This is a genomic window from Micromonospora rubida (assembly GCF_009908295.1).
GTDB classification, from domain to species: Bacteria; Actinomycetota; Actinomycetes; order Mycobacteriales; family Micromonosporaceae; genus Micromonospora; species Micromonospora rubida.
Genome location: NZ_JAAALO010000001.1, coordinates 483,253 through 499,269 on the forward strand (window position 1 = coordinate 483,253; position 16,017 = coordinate 499,269).

At 73.1% G+C, this 16,017-nt stretch carries 18 protein-coding genes; 14 read left to right on the forward strand and 4 right to left on the reverse strand.

Annotated features, from left to right (window positions below; translation table 11 throughout):
* Positions 1–83: 83 nt before the first annotated feature.
* Positions 84–323, reverse strand: a complete 240-nt coding sequence (locus GVV04_RS02040) for a winged helix-turn-helix domain-containing protein (RefSeq protein ID WP_161684011.1) — start codon at positions 321–323, stop codon at positions 84–86.
* A 310-nt stretch (positions 324–633) separates the two neighbouring features.
* On the opposite strand from GVV04_RS02040, the gene GVV04_RS02045 reads away from it, so the two are divergent.
* Both GVV04_RS02045 and GVV04_RS02050 read left to right on the forward strand, forming a co-directional pair.
* Entirely contained in the window at positions 634–927 is a 294-nt protein-coding gene (locus tag GVV04_RS02045; protein ID WP_328822155.1) for a DivIVA domain-containing protein, read from the forward strand.
* 2 nt (positions 928–929) lie between these two features.
* Positions 930–1,199, forward strand: a complete 270-nt coding sequence (locus GVV04_RS02050) for a hypothetical protein (protein WP_161684012.1) — start codon at positions 930–932, stop codon at positions 1,197–1,199.
* 17 nt (positions 1,200–1,216) lie between these two features.
* Here the strand turns inward: GVV04_RS02050 and GVV04_RS02055 are convergent, their stop codons facing one another.
* Positions 1,217–3,016 carry an ABC transporter ATP-binding protein gene (locus GVV04_RS02055; protein WP_161684013.1) on the reverse strand — a complete coding sequence of 600 codons (1,800 nt, stop codon included), beginning with the start codon at positions 3,014–3,016 and terminating at the stop codon, positions 1,217–1,219.
* 83 nt (positions 3,017–3,099) lie between these two features.
* Here GVV04_RS02055 and GVV04_RS02060 point away from each other — a divergent pair, with 83 nt between their 5' ends.
* Positions 3,100–3,552 (forward strand): MarR family winged helix-turn-helix transcriptional regulator, encoded by a 453-nt coding sequence (locus GVV04_RS02060; protein ID WP_161684014.1) that lies wholly within the window; start codon positions 3,100–3,102, stop codon positions 3,550–3,552.
* 262 nt (positions 3,553–3,814) lie between these two features.
* Here GVV04_RS02060 and GVV04_RS02065 read toward each other — a convergent pair whose 3' ends face one another.
* Complete coding sequence (locus GVV04_RS02065) at positions 3,815–4,339, reverse strand: peptidoglycan-binding domain-containing protein (protein WP_161684015.1); 525 nt, start codon at positions 4,337–4,339, stop codon at positions 3,815–3,817.
* Positions 4,340–4,663: 324 nt separating this feature from the next.
* Here GVV04_RS02065 and GVV04_RS02070 point away from each other — a divergent pair, with 324 nt between their 5' ends.
* The 11 genes from GVV04_RS02070 to GVV04_RS02115 all read left to right on the forward strand — a co-directional run bounded on the left by GVV04_RS02070 (position 4,664) and on the right by GVV04_RS02115 (position 13,561).
* Positions 4,664–6,016 (forward strand): flavin monoamine oxidase family protein, encoded by a 1,353-nt coding sequence (locus GVV04_RS02070; RefSeq protein ID WP_328822156.1) that lies wholly within the window; start codon positions 4,664–4,666, stop codon positions 6,014–6,016.
* A 57-nt stretch (positions 6,017–6,073) separates the two neighbouring features.
* Positions 6,074–6,625 (forward strand): NADAR family protein, encoded by a 552-nt coding sequence (locus GVV04_RS02075; protein ID WP_201752792.1) that lies wholly within the window; start codon positions 6,074–6,076, stop codon positions 6,623–6,625.
* Between the two features lie 315 nt (positions 6,626–6,940).
* Positions 6,941–7,282, forward strand: a complete 342-nt coding sequence (locus tag GVV04_RS02080) for a hypothetical protein (protein WP_161684017.1) — start codon at positions 6,941–6,943, stop codon at positions 7,280–7,282.
* Positions 7,279–8,379: a WXG100 family type VII secretion target gene (locus tag GVV04_RS02085; RefSeq protein ID WP_161684018.1), complete on the forward strand. Its 1,101-nt coding sequence runs from the start codon at positions 7,279–7,281 to the stop codon at positions 8,377–8,379. The genes GVV04_RS02080 and GVV04_RS02085 overlap by 4 nt, the downstream gene beginning before the upstream one ends.
* A complete protein-coding gene (locus GVV04_RS02090; protein ID WP_161684019.1) occupies positions 8,376–8,771 on the forward strand; it encodes a YbaB/EbfC family nucleoid-associated protein in 396 nt (131 codons plus the stop codon). Before GVV04_RS02085 ends, GVV04_RS02090 begins: the two co-directional genes overlap by 4 nt.
* 9 nt (positions 8,772–8,780) lie before the next feature.
* Positions 8,781–9,137: a YbaB/EbfC family nucleoid-associated protein gene (locus GVV04_RS02095; protein ID WP_161684020.1), complete on the forward strand. Its 357-nt coding sequence runs from the start codon at positions 8,781–8,783 to the stop codon at positions 9,135–9,137.
* An 11-nt stretch (positions 9,138–9,148) separates the two neighbouring features.
* Positions 9,149–9,274, forward strand: a complete 126-nt coding sequence (locus tag GVV04_RS33795; RefSeq protein WP_268926189.1) for a hypothetical protein — start codon at positions 9,149–9,151, stop codon at positions 9,272–9,274.
* A gap of 123 nt (positions 9,275–9,397) precedes the next feature.
* Complete coding sequence (locus tag GVV04_RS02100) at positions 9,398–9,913, forward strand: NUDIX domain-containing protein (protein WP_161684021.1); 516 nt, start codon at positions 9,398–9,400, stop codon at positions 9,911–9,913.
* A gap of 144 nt (positions 9,914–10,057) precedes the next feature.
* Positions 10,058–11,464 carry a selenium-binding family protein gene (locus GVV04_RS02105; RefSeq protein WP_161684022.1) on the forward strand — a complete coding sequence of 469 codons (1,407 nt, stop codon included), beginning with the start codon at positions 10,058–10,060 and terminating at the stop codon, positions 11,462–11,464.
* Entirely contained in the window at positions 11,461–12,117 is a 657-nt protein-coding gene (locus GVV04_RS02110; protein WP_161684023.1) for a hypothetical protein, read from the forward strand. The genes GVV04_RS02105 and GVV04_RS02110 overlap by 4 nt, the downstream gene beginning before the upstream one ends.
* Before the next feature lie 112 nt (positions 12,118–12,229).
* Positions 12,230–13,561 (forward strand): sulfite oxidase, encoded by a 1,332-nt coding sequence (locus GVV04_RS02115; protein ID WP_161684024.1) that lies wholly within the window; start codon positions 12,230–12,232, stop codon positions 13,559–13,561.
* Positions 13,562–13,658: 97 nt separating this feature from the next.
* Here the strand turns inward: GVV04_RS02115 and GVV04_RS02120 are convergent, their stop codons facing one another.
* On the reverse strand, positions 13,659–15,758 hold the full coding sequence (locus GVV04_RS02120; protein WP_328822157.1) for an ABC transporter ATP-binding protein: 2,100 nt from the start codon (positions 15,756–15,758) through the stop codon (positions 13,659–13,661).
* Positions 15,759–16,017: the final 259 nt, after the last annotated feature.

A 16,017-nucleotide genomic window follows, 5' to 3' on the forward strand; every position in this document is an offset into this window, starting at 1 on the left:
GCTTGCCGATCGGCGGGGACAAATCTCACGCCCCGACGCCGATTCTGTCGGCTACCCGTCACGCCGGCACCGACCTCGTCCGCCTACGGCTCCCGCATCCAGGTCTTCGGATCGGTGACGAAGACACCCTTGCCCTGCTGGCGGCGGATCACCCGGAGCGCTTCAAGCCGTGCGTACGACATCTGCACGGTGCCGTGACTGACTCCGTACTTCTCGCGCAGCTCGGTGATCGAGGGCAGCCTGTCCCCCGCCTTGAGCTTCTTGGACCTGACGTCGGCGATCACATCATCGGCGATGCGCCAGTAGTCCGGCACTTCTCGCATGGCACTCCTCGCGTGGCAACCCGATTCGATCACACCGCGACGCGCCTAACAAGCAGCGTTGACTGGTCTGACTGTTCTAGCTATGTTGTTTGCGGGCCGTTCCTCGCGTGGCAACGAGATCGGCTCATCCCCCGGTCGGGGCGGGCGCCCCCTGCCCGCCCCGACCCACCGGGCCGCTCTGCCGCCCTACCGCCGAACCGGGCTGCGGCGGCGGACCGGGCGGGCCGTCCGTGGCCGGCACGGACGGCCCGCCCCTCCCGACCCACCGCACGGACCCTGCACGCCTCCGTCTGCCCCGGAAAGGATCGTCGTGGCCCAGGTGTATCGAGGTCGCCAGCTCTACGGGACGGGCCGCCCGGCCCGGTTGACCCCGCAGGAGGTGCGAACCCGGGCGTTCGACCCGCGTCGGCGCGGCGTCGACGCCGATCAGGTACGCGAGTTCCAGACCCGGCTGGCCGACGAGCTGACCGAGCTGTACGGGGAGGTGCGGCTGCTCGCACAGGAGAACGACCGGCTCAAGCGGGCGCTGCGCGACTGGCAGATCATGCACGCCCAGGAGTGCCGCCCGCCGGAGCAGCGGCCACCCAACCGGGGTCGCTGGTAGCGATGCGCCCCTCCCCCGGAGACCTGCTGGCCATCGGCGGCCGGGCCTCGGTGCAGTTCGCCGGCGACCGCGCCCTCACGTTCCGCGTGGTGTCGGTGCCCGACCTGCCGACGTACCACGGCTGGATCTGGCTGACCGGCTACGTCCTCGACCATCGCGGCCTGGCCACCGCCAAGCGCGAGATCTACGTCCAACTCGCCGGCCTCCGCCCCGCCCTGCCGCCGGCACCGCAGTTCCGCCGGACGGCTCGACGCGCCGTACGAGCGGGTTGACCTCCCCCTGGGGTTGGTCAGGTGGCGAGGGCGGCGTAGCGGCCAGAGTAGTCGAGCAGGCCCTCGTGCGTGCCGGACTCGACGATCCGGCCGTGGTCGAGCACGGCGATCTGGTCGGCGTCCCGCACGGTGGAAAGCCGGTGGGCGATCGTGATCGTGGTACGTCCCCGGGCCAGCTCGTCGAACGCCCGCTGCACGGCACGCTCGGTCTCGGTGTCGAGCGCGCTGGTGGCCTCGTCGAGGACCAGCACCCGGGGGTCGCGCAGCAGGGTACGGGCGATGGCGAGGCGCTGCTTCTCCCCGCCGGAGAACCGGTGCCCCCGCGAGCCGACCATGGTGTCGTACCCGTCGGGCAGGGCGACGATGAGATCGTGGATCTGGGCGGCGCGGGCCGCGTCGGTGATCTCGGCGTCGGTGGCGTCCGGCCGGGCGTACCGCAGGTTCTCCCGCACGGTGGTGTGCAGCAGGTACGTCTCCTGGCTGACCACGCCCACGACGGCGGCCAGGTCGATCAGCCGCAGGTCGCGCAGGTCGATCCCGTCGATGGTGATCCGCCCGGCGGTGGGATCGTGCAGCCGGCTGACCAGGGCTGCGAGGGTGCTCTTGCCGGAGCCGGTGTGCCCGACGAGAGCCAGGCCGGTGCCGGCCGGCACATCGAGGGTGATCCCGGCGAGCGCGGCGGTGTCGCTGCCCGGGTACGTGAAGGTGACGCCCTCGACGCGCACGTGGCCGCGCACCCGGCGCGGGTCGATCTCGACCGGGCGCTCGGGGTCGTCGACCTCGACGGGAAGGTCGAGGTACTCGAAGATCCGGGCGAACAGCGCCATCGAGGCGGTGAGCGAGACGCCCACGTCGAGCAGGCCCATGAGCGGCCGGAACAGCCCGCCCTGGAGGGCGGTGAAGGCGACCAGGGTGCCGATGCTCAGCGTGCCGGCGGTCCCGGGGACGCCCGCGCCGAGGTAGATGAGCGCGGGGATCGCCGCGAAGATGACGCTCATCGAGGCCATCCGCCAGCGGCCGGCCAGGTCGGAGCGCAGCTCCAGGTCGACCAGGCGGGCCGACGAGGCCGCGAACCGGTCGATGAGCGCGTCGCCCGCGCCGAGGGTCTTGCTGAGCTGTACGCCGCTGATCGACAGCCCCTCCTCGATGGTGACGTTGAGGTCGGCCAGCTCGCGCTGCCGCTGCGCGGTGATCTCCCGACGCATCCGGGCGACCCGGCGGGTGAGCCAGATCGACGGGGGCAGCACGACCAGGGAGATCAGCGACAGCCGCCAGGACAGCGCCGCCATGGCGACGGCGGTGGCGACGACCGTGGTGAGGTTCGACGCGATCGAGGTGGCGGTGGAGGTGACCACCGTCTGCATGCCGCCGATGTCGTTGGTGATCCGGGACTGCACCTCGCCGGTGCGGGTGCGGGTGAAGAACGCGATGGACTGGCGGTGCAGGTGGGCGAAGACGTCGGTGCGCAGCCGGTGCATGACCTGCTGGCCGACGCGGGTGGAGAGCCAGGTCTGGACCACGCCGAGGGCCGCGGTCACGACCGCGACGGCGACCATGCCGAGGACCAGCCGGACCAGCAGCGTCAGGTCGCGCTCCGGCAGGGCCCGGTCGATCACCGTACGCAGCAGGAACGGCGACGCCATGGCGACGACCGAGGAGACCACGATGATCGCGGTGACGGTGCCGAGCTGCCAGCGGTGCGGGGCGAAGAGCCGGCCGATGCGGCGCAGCGAGACCTGCCGGGCCTGGGCCTTCTCGGCGGGGCTGACGGTACGGGAGCCGCCACGGCCCTCGCGCTGGGTGGGGGGTGTGTCCAAGGGTGTGCCTTCCGATGGGGGACGATGATGCTGAGGTTACCTCATCATGAGGTGACAACAGGAAGTGCTGCTACGGTATTCCGGTGACCGCCGACGACCGCGCGACCGGGCCGGAGCAGCCGGCCGGGGCCGACGAGGACAGCCTGGCGGAGAGCTTCTGGGCCGTTGCCCGGCGGTTGCGTCACCTGTCCCGGCAGACCCTCGAACCGTGGGCGATCAACCCCGGGCACTCCCGGGCGCTGGGCGTACTGACCCGGCACGGCGCCATGCGGCTCAGCGCGCTCGCCGAGCACCTGCGCATCGCACCGCGCTCCACCACCGAGGTTGTCGACGGCCTGGAGGAGCGGGGCCTCGTCGCCCGCCGCCCCGACCCGGGCGACCGGCGTGCCACCCTGGTCGCGTTGACCGACGAGGGCACCCGGGTCGGCGCGGCGATCCGGGCGGCCCGGCACGCCGAGGCGGAACGCCTCTTCGGCGGGCTCAGCCCGACCGACCGGGCCCACCTGGCCCGCATCCTGCGCACCCTGCGTGACTGACCCGCCGCCCGACACCGCCGAGTAGAATCGTCAAGCGGCCGGCTCCCGGCTCTGTGCCACGGAGACGCCAGCGGGCAGCTCCGCGACCGGTGCGGCGGCCGGCCAGGCCGGCCAGGACCTCGGCGCGCACCCGGCGCGGCTCGCGTACCGGCCCGCGTCGGCGAAACAGCGGAAGCGGCCCTGGCGATGCTCACCGGCTGAGCCGGCGGATACGGAAAGCCGGCCGCGCCCGCAGGGGCACGGCCGGCTTCCCTTCGTGTGATCAGGAGCAGACGCTGAAGTTCGCGTACGTGTACGAGAGAAGCTTCCAATCCTGGCCGGGAGCGAGGGTCATATCCCATTTGCCGTCGGCGTTGCGACCGAAGTAGATGAGTTTGCTGCCGGCGCCGTCGTACCAGTACCAGCCTTCGCCCTCATAAACGCCAAGCTTGGCCCCTGCCTTGGACAGGGTATTTGCGCCGACGACACCGTCGCTGACGAGACCTCGGTCGCTTTGCCACTTCTTCGTGGCGGAGGTCGTCACCGACCCGAATCGGCAGTCGACATCGGCCTGGGTCAGATATCCGTCGGCCCAGAGAATCATCTGCCACGCGGCGACGACGTTGTTGTACGAGCGCGTCGACGCGGAGATGGGGCCCTCATCTCCCCAGTCGTCCGTCCAGTCGCCTGAGCCCATGATGTATCCCTGGCTGACGGAGGCCGCCGCCGGAGCGGCCGAGATGGCGAGAGTGCCGCCGGACACGGCGACGACCATCGCCAACGCCGCGACCCTGATTCGTAGAGACATGTGCATCACCCTTATCTGGTCGATGAGTGGCCCAAGTGACCCATTGAATAACACCTTACTGCTTAGCGCCACCCGAAGGGCTTGTCGTGTAGGCGATTCGACGAGCCGCAGCCGACCCAGGTCCAAACGCGTCCGGAGGAATTCGCGGCCGGGGGTGTCGCGGGAGGAAATATCGGCGCCCCTCGATCCGTACCCGGAACTGCCGCCGCAGGCAGGGCATCGCCGACGATCAAGGAAGCGGAGGGCGTGGGCTGGCGTGGTGGGCCGGGTTGGGGGTATGCGGCTGGGGTGGGAGGGGTGAGGCGGGTGAGGCAGGTGGGGCGGGTGGTGGTTGTTGGGGGTGGGTTCTCCGGGCTTGCCGCTGCGCTGGCGCTCGGCCGCGCGGGGTGGGACGTGCGGGTGGTGGAGGCCCGGGAACGGGTGGGTGGGCGGACGCTCACCCGCTGGATGGCCGACGGCACCCAGCTCGACCTGGGCGCGCAGTGGCTCGGCCCCACCCAGGACCGGATGTACGCCCTGGTAGCCGAGTACGGCCTGACCACGTTCCCGTCGGCGGCCCTCGGCGCGCCGGTGGTGCGCTGGGACGGTGAGCGCCGCCCAGGACCGCCGGAGTCCGCCGGGCGGGTGCTGGCCCGGCTCGACGCCCTCGCCGCGCGGCTGGACCCGGCGGCGCCCTGGCAGGCTGCCGAGGCGCCCGAGTGGGACCGGCTGCCGTTGTCCGGCTGGCTGGCCGACGCCGCAGGTGATCCGGCGGGTGCCCGGTACCTGGGCCGGCTGCTGGCCGGCGGCCTGCTCGCCACGGGCCCGGACGAGATCTCCCTACTCCAGATGCTGTTCTACCTGCGCAGCGGCGGCGGCAGCGCCCTGCTCTTGGGGATGGTCGGCGGGGCGCAGCAGGACCGGGTGGTGGGCGGCCCGGCGGCGCTGGCCGAGCGGATGGCGCAGCGGCTGACGGCCACCGTGGGGCCGGGGGCGCTGTGCCTGGGCGCGCCGGTGACGATGATCGCGCAGGACGCCGGCGGGGTGCTGGTGCGCACGGACCGGGGCGCGTACCCCGCCGACGCGGCGGTGGTCGCCGTGGCCCCGACGCTGGCCGGCCGGATCCGGTACGACCCACCGCTGCCGGCGCTGCGCGACGGGCTCACCCAGCGGATGCCGATGGGCTCGGCGGTGAAGGTGCACGCGCTCTACCCGGAGCCGTTCTGGCGCGCCGACGGGCTCTCCGGCGTCGGCACGAGCGCGACCGGGCCGGTGACCGAGACGGTGGACAACAGCACCCCGGACTCGACGCGCGGGGTGCTGACCGCGTTCAGCTACGGCGACGAGGCGCGTGAGCTGCGCCGGATGTCCCCGGAAGCCCGGCGGGTGGCGGTGCTGGACGCGCTGGTGGCCATGGTCGGCCCGGACGCCGCCCGCCCGGACGGGTTCGTCGAGTACGACTGGTCGGCCGACCCGTACACCCGGGGGTGTTTCTGCGGGGCGCTGACCCCCGGCTCGTGGCGCAACTACGGGCCGGAGCTGCGCCCGCCGGTGGGGCGGGTGCACTGGGCGGGCACCGAGACGGCGGTCGGCTGGACGGGCTACCTGGAGGGCGCGGTGCGCGCGGGCGAGCGCGCGGCGGCCGAGGTGACCGGTCACGGCCGGGTCGGCGGGGACCGCGTGGACCCGGTTGGCTGACGGTCCACGTGGGAATTCGGCGGCGCGGTGTCGGGGGCGGAGGGCAGACTGTCGGCCATGTCGCCTCGATCCGTCGCCGACCTGGTGGCCCTGCACCGCGCCGGTAAGCCGGTGAAGTACCTGCACTTCTGGGGTCACCGGCCCCGGCCGGACGGCTCCGTCGGCCCGGGCTGCCTGAGCCAGTGGTGGCCCGCGCCGTTCACCGTGGATGGTCGGGTCTTCCACACCGCCGAGCACTGGATGATGTGGCGCAAGGCCGTCCTGTTCGGCGACGACGCGGTGGCGGAGCAGGTCCTCGCCGCCGGGCACCCGCAGCGGGCCAAGGCCCTCGGCCGCCGGGTCAGCGGCTTCGACGAGGCCGTCTGGGTGGCCCATCGGTACGACGTCGTGGTCGCCGGCAGCGTCGCCAAGTTCACCCAGCACGCCGACCTGCGCGCGTTCCTGCTGGCCACCGGCAACCGGGTGCTGGTCGAGGCGAGCCCGATGGACCGGGTGTGGGGCGTCGGCCTCGCCGCGAACGACCCCGCCATCGAGAATCCGGCCCGCTGGCGGGGCGAAAACCTGCTCGGCTTCGCCCTGATGGACGCCCGGGCGGCCCTGCGCGGCTGACCCAGGCGGCCCTGCGCGGCTGACCCAGGCGGCCAACGCTGACCCAGGCGGCCAACGCCGGATCCCAGGCAGCCGGCACCGGACCGCCAACCGGCGGCAGGCGCGGACCGGTGGCCGTTCGCGCCGTATCGAACCCGTCAAAATCGCGTAGGGAACGTATCAAGATCCTTGCGCCCCGGCCTCTGCCGCTGCTGTTCTGTGAATCCGATCCGGATGGATTCCGTGGTCCCGGCTCGACGAGTTGCGGGCCGCATGAACAGTTATCAATGGGCCGACAACACATGTCGGAGCAGCCGAGCGGGGAGTGGGAGTGTCGTGGCCGACAACGAGTTCGGGGACCTGGCCGCGTCGATCCAGTGGGGAATGGGCGCGATGCTGGAGCCGGCGGGGAGGCCGTTGCCAGAGCAGGTCGTCCGGCTATGCGCGCGCACCGTCGCCGAGTGGGATCCGGGGCGGCGCGTGCAGGCGACGGTCCGATTGGACGGCTTGCTCGAAGGGCTCCTCATCGCTCCGTACGCTCGGCGCGATTTGACTCCGGAGCGCCTGGCAGCCGCCTGCGAGGAGGCGCTCGCCGCAGCTCGCGCCAGTAGTGTGCGCCTGCTCGCCGAAGGGCTGCACGAACTCACCGACTTTCGAAAGACGACGGCGCGGGCATGACCACTGTCGATGTGCCTGGACTTCGCGAGGCGGCCGACGGCTACGTCCGGTACGGCAAGGACTTCGGCGGCGTCGCGAGGACCAGCATTCCCGCCTGCTCCCTGCCCTCGTCGGCGATACCCGTGGTCGACTTCGGGTTCCAGGGTGCCTACCGCGCTGCCTATGAGGCGATGGACCTGGCCACTCGGACGCTCAGCGGGACCCTGGGCACGATCGGGCTGGCGCTCACCCGGGTCGCTAACCACTATGAGGGCAACGACGCGGCCAACGCGCAGATGTTCCAGGGCAGACCGGTCACGGCGCTCTCGGCGCCCGAGCCGCGCCGGATGGACACCGGACTCGGCGACGGCGAGTACGACCGCGCCTATCTCGGCGGGATCGGAGCGGCGGCGCTGGTGCTCACGGCGGGCCAGAAGATGTTCGCCGCGGCGGGGCCGTTCGGTCTCCCCTTGCTCGGCATGGGCATCCCGCTTCTCACCTCGGCAGTGCTCAACCTCCGCGACCCAGTCCCGTACTTCGACGCCCAGGCGGGCTGGGCTGAGGTGGGCAAGGTCCTGAACGACGCGGCGGGCCGGGTCCCCCAGCTCTGCAACGACGTGGTCTACCGCGGCAACTGGGAGGGGGCAGGCAAGGACGCCTTCTACGCCTGCGTCAACAACGACATCCAGCCCAGCCTGGGCGCGATGAAGGACCTGAACAACACCATGCAGCTCAGCTGCGTCACCGGCGGCATCGCCATGGGTACGGGGATCGCCACGTTCGTCGCGGCCACCCTGACCGCGATGGGCTTCTGCGCCGCGGCCACCGCGACCGCGGCGGCCACCGGCGGCGTCGCCGCGCCCGCCGCCCAGGCCGCTGTCACGATCACTATCTCCCAGTGGATCATCTTCACGCTCGAACTGCTGGCCGAGGTGGGTGCGGTCTTCGGCGGCATGGCGCTCACCAGTACCCAGATCGGCCAGTCGTACGACGCGCTGAAGGCCTTCCTCGGTGGGAAGGACCAGCGACTGGAGGCGGGCTCGCTGCAGCTGAGGCCGGCGGAGGTGACGGCGATCGCCGACTGGGAGAACAACTGGAAGGAGCCGGAGGAGTCATGACGAACGAGTTCGACGCACTGCGGGACCTGCTTGACCGCGAGGGCCGGGCCGCCAACCCGTCCGCCTTCCGCCGGATGGCCGAGGCGGCCACCGCGCTGCACGACCAACTGACGCGGGAGCTGAGCCAGACCGTCGGGGGAGCTGACCCCACCGGGTACGTCCAGGCGACCGTACGCCTGGACGGCGGGGTGGAATCCGTCTATATCTCGCCGCACGCGCTGCGGCAGTTCGATGCCGCCGGCCTGGGCCGGGCCTGCGTTTCGGCGCTGGCCGCGGCACGGCAGGCCAGTTCCGAGACGCTGGCCGAGCGACTCGGGGAACGTTTCGGCATCCGCCCCGGGGAGTACACAAATGCCGATCTCGCTCGAATCGACCGACTAGCCGTGTACTGAGGAGAGACCGTGCCGACCCCCGATCCCAGTGAAGTAGTGACCATGCTCAACAGGCTCACCGCCGACCTGCCGGCGGCGCAGGAGCAGGCCAGCCAGGTGGCGGCGCAGATCGCCGAGGCGACCTTCGAGGGCACGGCGGCGGATGGCCGGATCTCAGCCACGGTCACCGGTCTGGGCGTTGTCACCAAGGTGAGAATCGGTGAACTGGCCCGCCGTGGAATGGACAACCTGACCCTGGGTGAGGCGGTGACCGAGGCGGTCCGGGCCGGCGAGGCCGTCGGCCGCAAGGCGCTACGCGACCGGATGGCCGAACTGGCGATCGGCGGGCGAGCCCTGTCGGAGTACGCGCCTTTCGGCCGCGACTAGGGGGCCTTGTCGTGCTGCTGGCGATGGATTCGTTGACGTTCACAGCGACGCTCTGCTTCTGGATATTCCTGGGCGCGATCCCGGCGGTGGTGGTGATCCGGGAGATCCGCCAGTACCTCCGGAAACGTCGCCGCTAGCACGCACGAGCGGACGCGTTCCGCCCAGCGCAACGCCGTCACCTCGCCGCTGTGGATCACCCGCCGGCTCTCCGCGGCCACCCCGGCGGGGGCCGGGCGGCCGGGGCGGTAACGTGCAGCGGCATGACCGGCGCACCGTACTCCCACTGCTCCTACTGCGGCGTCGCCTATCCGGCGGGGGACGGCTGGCCCCGGGCCTGCGCGGCCTGCGGGCACGCCGTCTGGCGTAACCCGCTGCCGGTCGCGGTCGCGGTGCTACCCGTCCGCACCGACGCTGGTTTGGGCGTGGTCGTGGTGCGCCGGGACATCGAGCCCGCGCGCGGCCTGCTCGCCCTCCCCGGCGGCTTCATCGAGTACGGCGAGGAGTGGCGCGACGCCCTGGTCCGGGAGCTGCGGGAGGAGACCGGCCTGGTCGCGGCGGCCGGGGACGCGGAGCTGTTCGCGGTGCACAGCGCCCCGGCGGGCGGCACCATGATGGTCTTCGGGACGCTGCCCGAGCAGGCCGCCGGGCAGCTCCCGCCGTCCGCGCCGACCGAAGAGGCCACCGAGTGGCTGGTGCTCACCGAGCCCGCCGAGCTGGCCTTCTCCACCCACACCCGGGTGCTCGCCGACTTCCTCGCCGCCCACCGGGACGCCTGAGAGGCCGCCCCCGCCGGGCAACCCTGGGCACGGAAGTCAGCACGATGCGTTAACCACAGCGCCCCCTCGGATCAGTAGGCTGTCTCCGCTCGCTGACATGCGTCGATGCGACCGGTCCGGCACGCCGACCCCGGAGGAGCAGCCATGAGCCGCTGGACACCCGACCCGTCCTTTTATCCCTCACCCCGCGACGCCGCCCGGGGCCCCGCCGAGAAGCTGGCCTACGTGGCCGCCTTCGACCGCTCGGCGGCCCGCCCCGACGCCATCGCGGTCCTCGACACCGACCCCGCCTCCCCCGCGTACGGGCGGGTGGTGGGCTGGACCGACCTGCCGAACACCGGCGACGAGGTGCACCACTTCGGGTGGAACGCGTGCAGCAGCGCGCTCTGCCCGGCCGCGCCGCACCCGCACGTCGAGCGGCGCTACCTGATCGTGCCCGGGCTGCGCTCGTCGCGGGTGCACGTGTACGACACCCAGCCCGACCCGCGCGCCCCGAGACTGGTCAAGGTGATCGGCCCGGAGGAGTTGGCGGAGCGGGCCGGCTACTCCCGGCCGCACACCGTGCACTGCGGCCCCGACGGGATCTACCTGTCCGCCCTCGGCGGCGCCGACGGCGCCGAGGGCCCCGGCGGCATCGCGATCCTCGACCACACCAGCTTCGAGGTCCGCCGGGCGTGGGAGGCCGACCGGGGGCCGCAGTTCCTCGCGTACGACTTCTGGTGGCACCTCAACCACGACGTGCTGGTGACCAGCGAGTGGGGCACCCCGTCGATGATCGAGGACGGCATCGTCGGCGAGCTGCTGCTGGGGCGGAAGTACGGGCACGCCATCCACTTCTGGGACCTGGCGACGCGCCGGCACGTGCAGCGGGTCGACCTCGGCGACGCGTACCAGATGGCCCTGGAGCTGCGCCCCGCGCACGACCCGACGAAGACGCACGGCTTCGCCGGTGTGGTGATCAACGTGGAGGACCTGTCGGCCTCGGTGTGGCTGTGGCACCGCGACGGCGACGCCTGGGCGGTGACCAAGGTGATCGACATCCCGGCCGAGCCGGCCGACCCGGCCGACCTGCCGGCCCTGCTCAAGCCGTTCGGGGCGGTCCCGCCGCTGGTCACCGACATCGACCTGTCGGTGGACGACAGGCACCTCTACGTCTCCTGCTGGGGCACCGGGGAGCTGCGCCAGTACGACGTCAGCGACCCGTTCCACCCCGTGCAGACCGGGTCGGTGCACCTCGGCGGCATCGTGCGGCGCACCCCCCACCCGGGTTTCCCCGACGAGCCCCTCGCCGGCGGGCCGCAGATGGTGGAGATCAGCCGCGACGGCCGCCGGGTGTACGTGTCCAACTCCCTCTACGGCTCGTGGGACGACCAGTTCTACCCCGACGGGGTGGGCGCCTGGCTGGCCAAGCTGGACGTCGACCCCGACGCCGGTGGGCTCGCCCCGGACCCGCGGTTCTTCCCGCGCGGGGAGGAGTTCCGGGGGTTGCGGGTGCACCAGACCCGGTTGCAGGGCGGCGACGCGTCCTCCGACTCGTACTGCTTCCCGTGACCGGGACGACCTGGCTGGCGCTGGCCGGGCTCGGCGCGTTCCACGGGCTGAACCCGGCCATGGGCTGGCTGTTCGCGGTGGGCCGGGGCCTTCAGGAGCGCAGCCGGCGGATGCTGGTGACGGCGCTGCTGCCCATCGCGCTGGGCCACCTCGCCTCGGTGGGCCTGGTGGCCGCGCTGGTCAGCGCCACCAGGTCGGTCGTGGCGAGCACCACCGTGGCGATCGTCGGCGGGGTGCTGCTGGTCGGGTTCGGGCTGTGGCAGCTGCTGTCGCGGCAGCACTTCCGCTGGGCCGGGATGCGGCCGTCCAACGCGCAGCTCGCCGGGTGGTCGTTCCTCATGTCGTCGGCGCACGGCGCCGGGCTGATGCTGCTGCCGGTGCTGCTCGCCGAGCCGGCCGCGGCGGGCGGGCACGGCGGGCATGCCGGGCACGCCGGGCAGTTGTCGGCAGCCCCGGCCGGCGCGCTGCCCGGGCTGGCCGCCGCCGGGGTGCACACGGTGGCGATGTTCGGCGTGGCGCTGGCCGCCGCCGTGGCGGTGTACGAGGTGCTCGGCGTCGGGGTGCTGCGGCGGGCCTGGTTCAACGTGGACCGGCTCTGGGCCTGGGTGCTGGTGGTCGCGGGGGTGATCACCGTCGTGGCGGCGGCGACCTGAGCGGCGCCGGTGGGCTCGGCCGAAGGAACGGCGGTTCCCGCTCGGCGCCGCCCCGGCGAAAACTCCTACTGATTGAATAGGAGTTCGTGCCGCCGAGCCGGAGGGACCCCCGATGCCGCACCCCCTGTCGTACGACGAAGCCGACCATGACGCCCGACGGGCCCGGCAGTGGCTGGCCGGCCGGGCCCGGGGCGCAGGCGTGCCCCGCCCCCACCTGCTGGAGCTGGGCACGGCGATGACCGCCCTGGCCGCCGCCGCCGACGAACGCGAGCCGGTCGCGGTGGCGGCCGACCCGGTCGGCGCCGACCCCGGGCGGGACGCAACCGGGCGGGACGCCACCGGGCGGGACGCAACCGGGCAGGGCATGGTCAAGCCGCTGCCGGACCGGCTGTTCACCCGGCACGACACCAATGCCGAGATGCGCTGGGAGGCGATGGCCGGGCAGGGGCACGTCGTGCCGAACGACCGGTTCTTCGTCCGCAACCACACCCGCACCCCGCTGATCGACCCCGAGACGTGGCGGCTGAGCCTGTTCGGCGACGGCCTGCGCGGCACGCCCACCCGGGACCGGCCGGTCGAGTTCGGCTACGACGACCTGCGTCGACTGCCCGCCGAGCGGGTCACCGCGCTGGTCGAGTGCGCCGGCAACGCCCGCCGGTTCTTCGCCGGGCAGCAGGACGGGCCCTCCCCCGGGGTGGCGTGGGGCCTGGGCGGCGTCGGGGTGGCGCACTGGCGGGGCGTGCGGCTGTCCACCGTCCTGCGGCGGGCCGGGCTGACCGACGCGGCGGTCGACGTGATGCCGGAGGGGCTGGACCCGGAGTATGTCACCGGCGGGGTGAACCTGGGCCGGGTCCGCCGGCCGCTGCCGATCGGCAAGGCCCTCGACGACGTGCTGCTGGCGTACGAGATGAACGGCGAGCCGCTGCCGCCGGACCACGGCTTCCCGGTGCGGGTGGTGGTGCCGGGCTGGATCGGCATCTCCTCGATCAAGTGGGTCGGCCCGGTGGAGGTGTCGACCACCCCGCTGTTCTCGCCGTGGAACACCCAGCTCTACCGCATGTTCGGCCCCGGCCAGCCCGACGGCGGCGGTGAGCTGGGCACCCAGTCGGTGAAGAGCGCCTTCGAGCTGCCCTGGGACGCCCGGGTCCCGGCCGGCGCGGAGGTGCTGCTGCGCGGCCGGTCCTGGTCGGGCGCTGGCCCGATCCGATCGGTGCAGGTGCACACCGGCGACGACGGCTGGCGGCCGGCCGAACTGGTCGCCGAGGACGCGGGCGGGCCATGGCAACGGTGGACGGCGCGCTGGCTGCCGGCGGGGCCTGGGCCGGCGACGCTGCGGGCGCGGGCCACCGACGTCACGGGAGCCGACCAGCCGGACCGGGCCCGGCCCAACGACCTCGGATACCTCTTCGACGGCGTCGTCCGACACCCGGTCACGGTCTGCTGACCGGGCCGGCGACCGGGCCGGCGACGTCGAGTTGCCAGGTGACGCGCGCCGACGCGGCGACGAGGCCGAGGACGAGCTTCGGCAGGGGACGGGTCGGTCAGCGCGGAGCCGGGGCGGGGTCGCCGGCCTCCCCGGCGGCGGCGAGGTACCCGCTGGCCTGGAGGTGGAACAGCTCGCGGTAGAGCCCGTCCGCGGCGATCAGCTCGTCGTGCGTGCCGCGCTGGACCAGCCGGCCGCGTTCCATCACGAAGATCTGGTCGGCGTGCCGGACGTTGGCCAGCCGGTGGGTGATCAGCACGACCGCCCGGTCGGGACGGCGGCGCAGGTGCTGGAAGAGGGCGTGCTCGGCCCGGGCGTCCAGCGCCGCCGAGGGCTCGTCACAGATCAGCAGCGGGGCGTCCCGGTACAGGCCACGGGCGGCGACGAGGCGCTGCCACTGGCCGCCGGAGAGGTCGTGGCCGTCCTTGAACTCGCGGTCCAGCAGGGTGTCGTACCCGAACGGCAGGTCCATGATCATGTCGTGGGCGGCGGCGGCCCGGGCGGCGTCCTGCACACTCGGCCCCCCGGCCGCCCGGTCGTGCCGGCCGACGCGGATGTTCTGGCCGGCGGTGAACGGAAACTTCCACCAGTCCTGGGTGAGCACCGCGACGTGCGCGCCGGCCTGACGGGGGTCGAGTTCGGCGGCGTCCACGTTGTCCCAGCGGATCGCCCCGCCGGTCGGCCGGTACAGGCCGGCGATGAGCTTGGCCAGGGTGGACTTCCCCGAGCCGTTCTCGCCGACCAGGGCGACCACCTGTCCCCGGTGGACGGTCAGGCTCACCCCGTCGACGGCGGCGCTGTCGGTGTCCGGGTAGCGCAGGCTGACCCCGTCCAGCTCGATGGCGTCGAAACCGTCGATCGGCTGGTCGCCACGGGGGCCGATCCGGCTGAGGGCCCGGTCCAGGAAGTCCCGGTAGTCCTGGTAGTAGAGGGCGTCCTCGTAGAGCGCGTTGGTGGCGAAAACCGCGATTCCGAGGTTGGAGCGCGCGGACTGGAGGGCGATCAGCGCGGTCGCGGCGGCGGCGAGCGCCACCATTCCGGTCAGGAGCAGGCCGGCGAGGACGGCGTACACGCCGAAGGTGGCCACGCCGGCGGCGGACGTGCCGAGCACCCGGGTCCGGGTCTGGGTGCGGACCAGGCGCAGGAGGGCGCTCGTCTCGGTGGCCATCATCCCCCGGTACTCGCCGAGCAGGAAGTCCCGCATCTGGTACGCCCGGACCTCGGCGGCGGTGTGCCGGTTGGCCATCAGGTTGGCCAACATCGACATTCGGCGACGCCGGTTGATCCTGGCCAGCATCTCCAGGTACTGCCGACGGGCGATCTTCACCGCGGTCGCCGCCTCGGGCACCGCGGCGAGCAGCAGGCAGGGCAGCAGCAGCGGCTGGATCACGGTGACCGCCGTCGCGGTGGCCAGCACCCCGACCACGCCGGTGATCAGGTTGACGGTGTGGTCGACGATCCAGGCCGCCTCGGTCACCCCGCGCTCCCGGGCCCGGTCCATCTCCTCGGCGAACCCGGCGTCGTCGAACGCGGCCAGGTCGACGGCCGTGGTGGCCTCGAACAGCCGCAGCTCGACCTGATAGTTGATCTGCGGGGTGAGCCGGGCCTGCGCCCAGCCGGCGGCGATGGTGAGCCCGCCCTTGGCCATCACGGCGGCGGCGGTCAGCGCCAGGGCCGGCAGGGCCCCCCGGATCCGGTCCGGCGTGGGGCCGGCCGCGAACAGCTCGCGCAGCACGCCGGTGGTGGCCAGCAGGCCGAGGGTGGTCATCGCCCCGGCGGCGACGTTCAGCCCGATGGACGCGGCGGTGTCCCGGCGGCTGGTCGCCCAGGCCAGGGCGATCGCCTCGCGGACCAGCCGGGGCAGCCGACGGGCCACCGCCCAGAAGCTGGTGTGGGCGAAGTCGTTCGCGTGGTGCATCCACGCCCGGTCCTCCAGCTCGGGCAGGGTCGACGCCTCGACGCCGTCAGTTGGCGGGCCCTCGGCCGGCGTGACGGGGTCGGCCGGCGTGACGGGGTCGGCCGGCGTGACAGGGTCGGCCGGGGTGACAGGGTCGGCCGGCGTGACAGGGTCGGCCGGGGCGACAGGGTCGGCCGGGGCGACGGGGTCGGCCGGCGGGGTCTGGTCGGGCGCTCGGCGTTGGCGGACGGCTTTCTCCACGGACCCTCCCGGAGAGCTGGCTCCGGACCGCCCGCTACGGTCGGCAGCCACGGGGGAGCCTACTGTCCGCAACGCGACGGTGTCTCCCCGTCATCGGCGTGTCGCACACGTGTCGCAGGCATCGGTGGCGGACCGCCCCGGCGCCGCATTTCTCCGACGCCGCAGCGTAATCGCCTCCCGTTCGCCGTGCCCGACGCGCCGTCCGTGCAATCGCGATGTCGGGCGGCCCCGGACACCCACCCGTGCCGTCCTTTTGCCG

What these genes read in the sequence shown, in the direction of transcription:
- GVV04_RS02040 (WP_161684011.1), bottom strand. Translation starts at nt 323, where the DNA reads ATGCGAGAAGTGCCGGACTACTGGCGCATCGCCGATGATGTGATCGCC.
- GVV04_RS02050 (WP_161684012.1), top strand. Translation starts at nt 930, where the DNA reads ATGCGCCCCTCCCCCGGAGACCTGCTGGCCATCGGCGGCCGGGCCTCG.
- GVV04_RS02075 (WP_201752792.1), top strand. Translation starts at nt 6,074, where the DNA reads ATGTCGCCTCGATCCGTCGCCGACCTGGTGGCCCTGCACCGCGCCGGT.
- GVV04_RS02100 (WP_161684021.1), top strand. Translation starts at nt 9,398, where the DNA reads ATGACCGGCGCACCGTACTCCCACTGCTCCTACTGCGGCGTCGCCTAT.
- GVV04_RS02105 (WP_161684022.1), top strand. Translation starts at nt 10,058, where the DNA reads ATGAGCCGCTGGACACCCGACCCGTCCTTTTATCCCTCACCCCGCGAC.
- GVV04_RS02090 (WP_161684019.1), top strand. Translation starts at nt 8,376, where the DNA reads ATGACGAACGAGTTCGACGCACTGCGGGACCTGCTTGACCGCGAGGGC.
- GVV04_RS02085 (WP_161684018.1), top strand. Translation starts at nt 7,279, where the DNA reads ATGACCACTGTCGATGTGCCTGGACTTCGCGAGGCGGCCGACGGCTAC.
- GVV04_RS02065 (WP_161684015.1), bottom strand. Translation starts at nt 4,339, where the DNA reads ATGTCTCTACGAATCAGGGTCGCGGCGTTGGCGATGGTCGTCGCCGTG.
- GVV04_RS02115 (WP_161684024.1), top strand. Translation starts at nt 12,230, where the DNA reads ATGCCGCACCCCCTGTCGTACGACGAAGCCGACCATGACGCCCGACGG.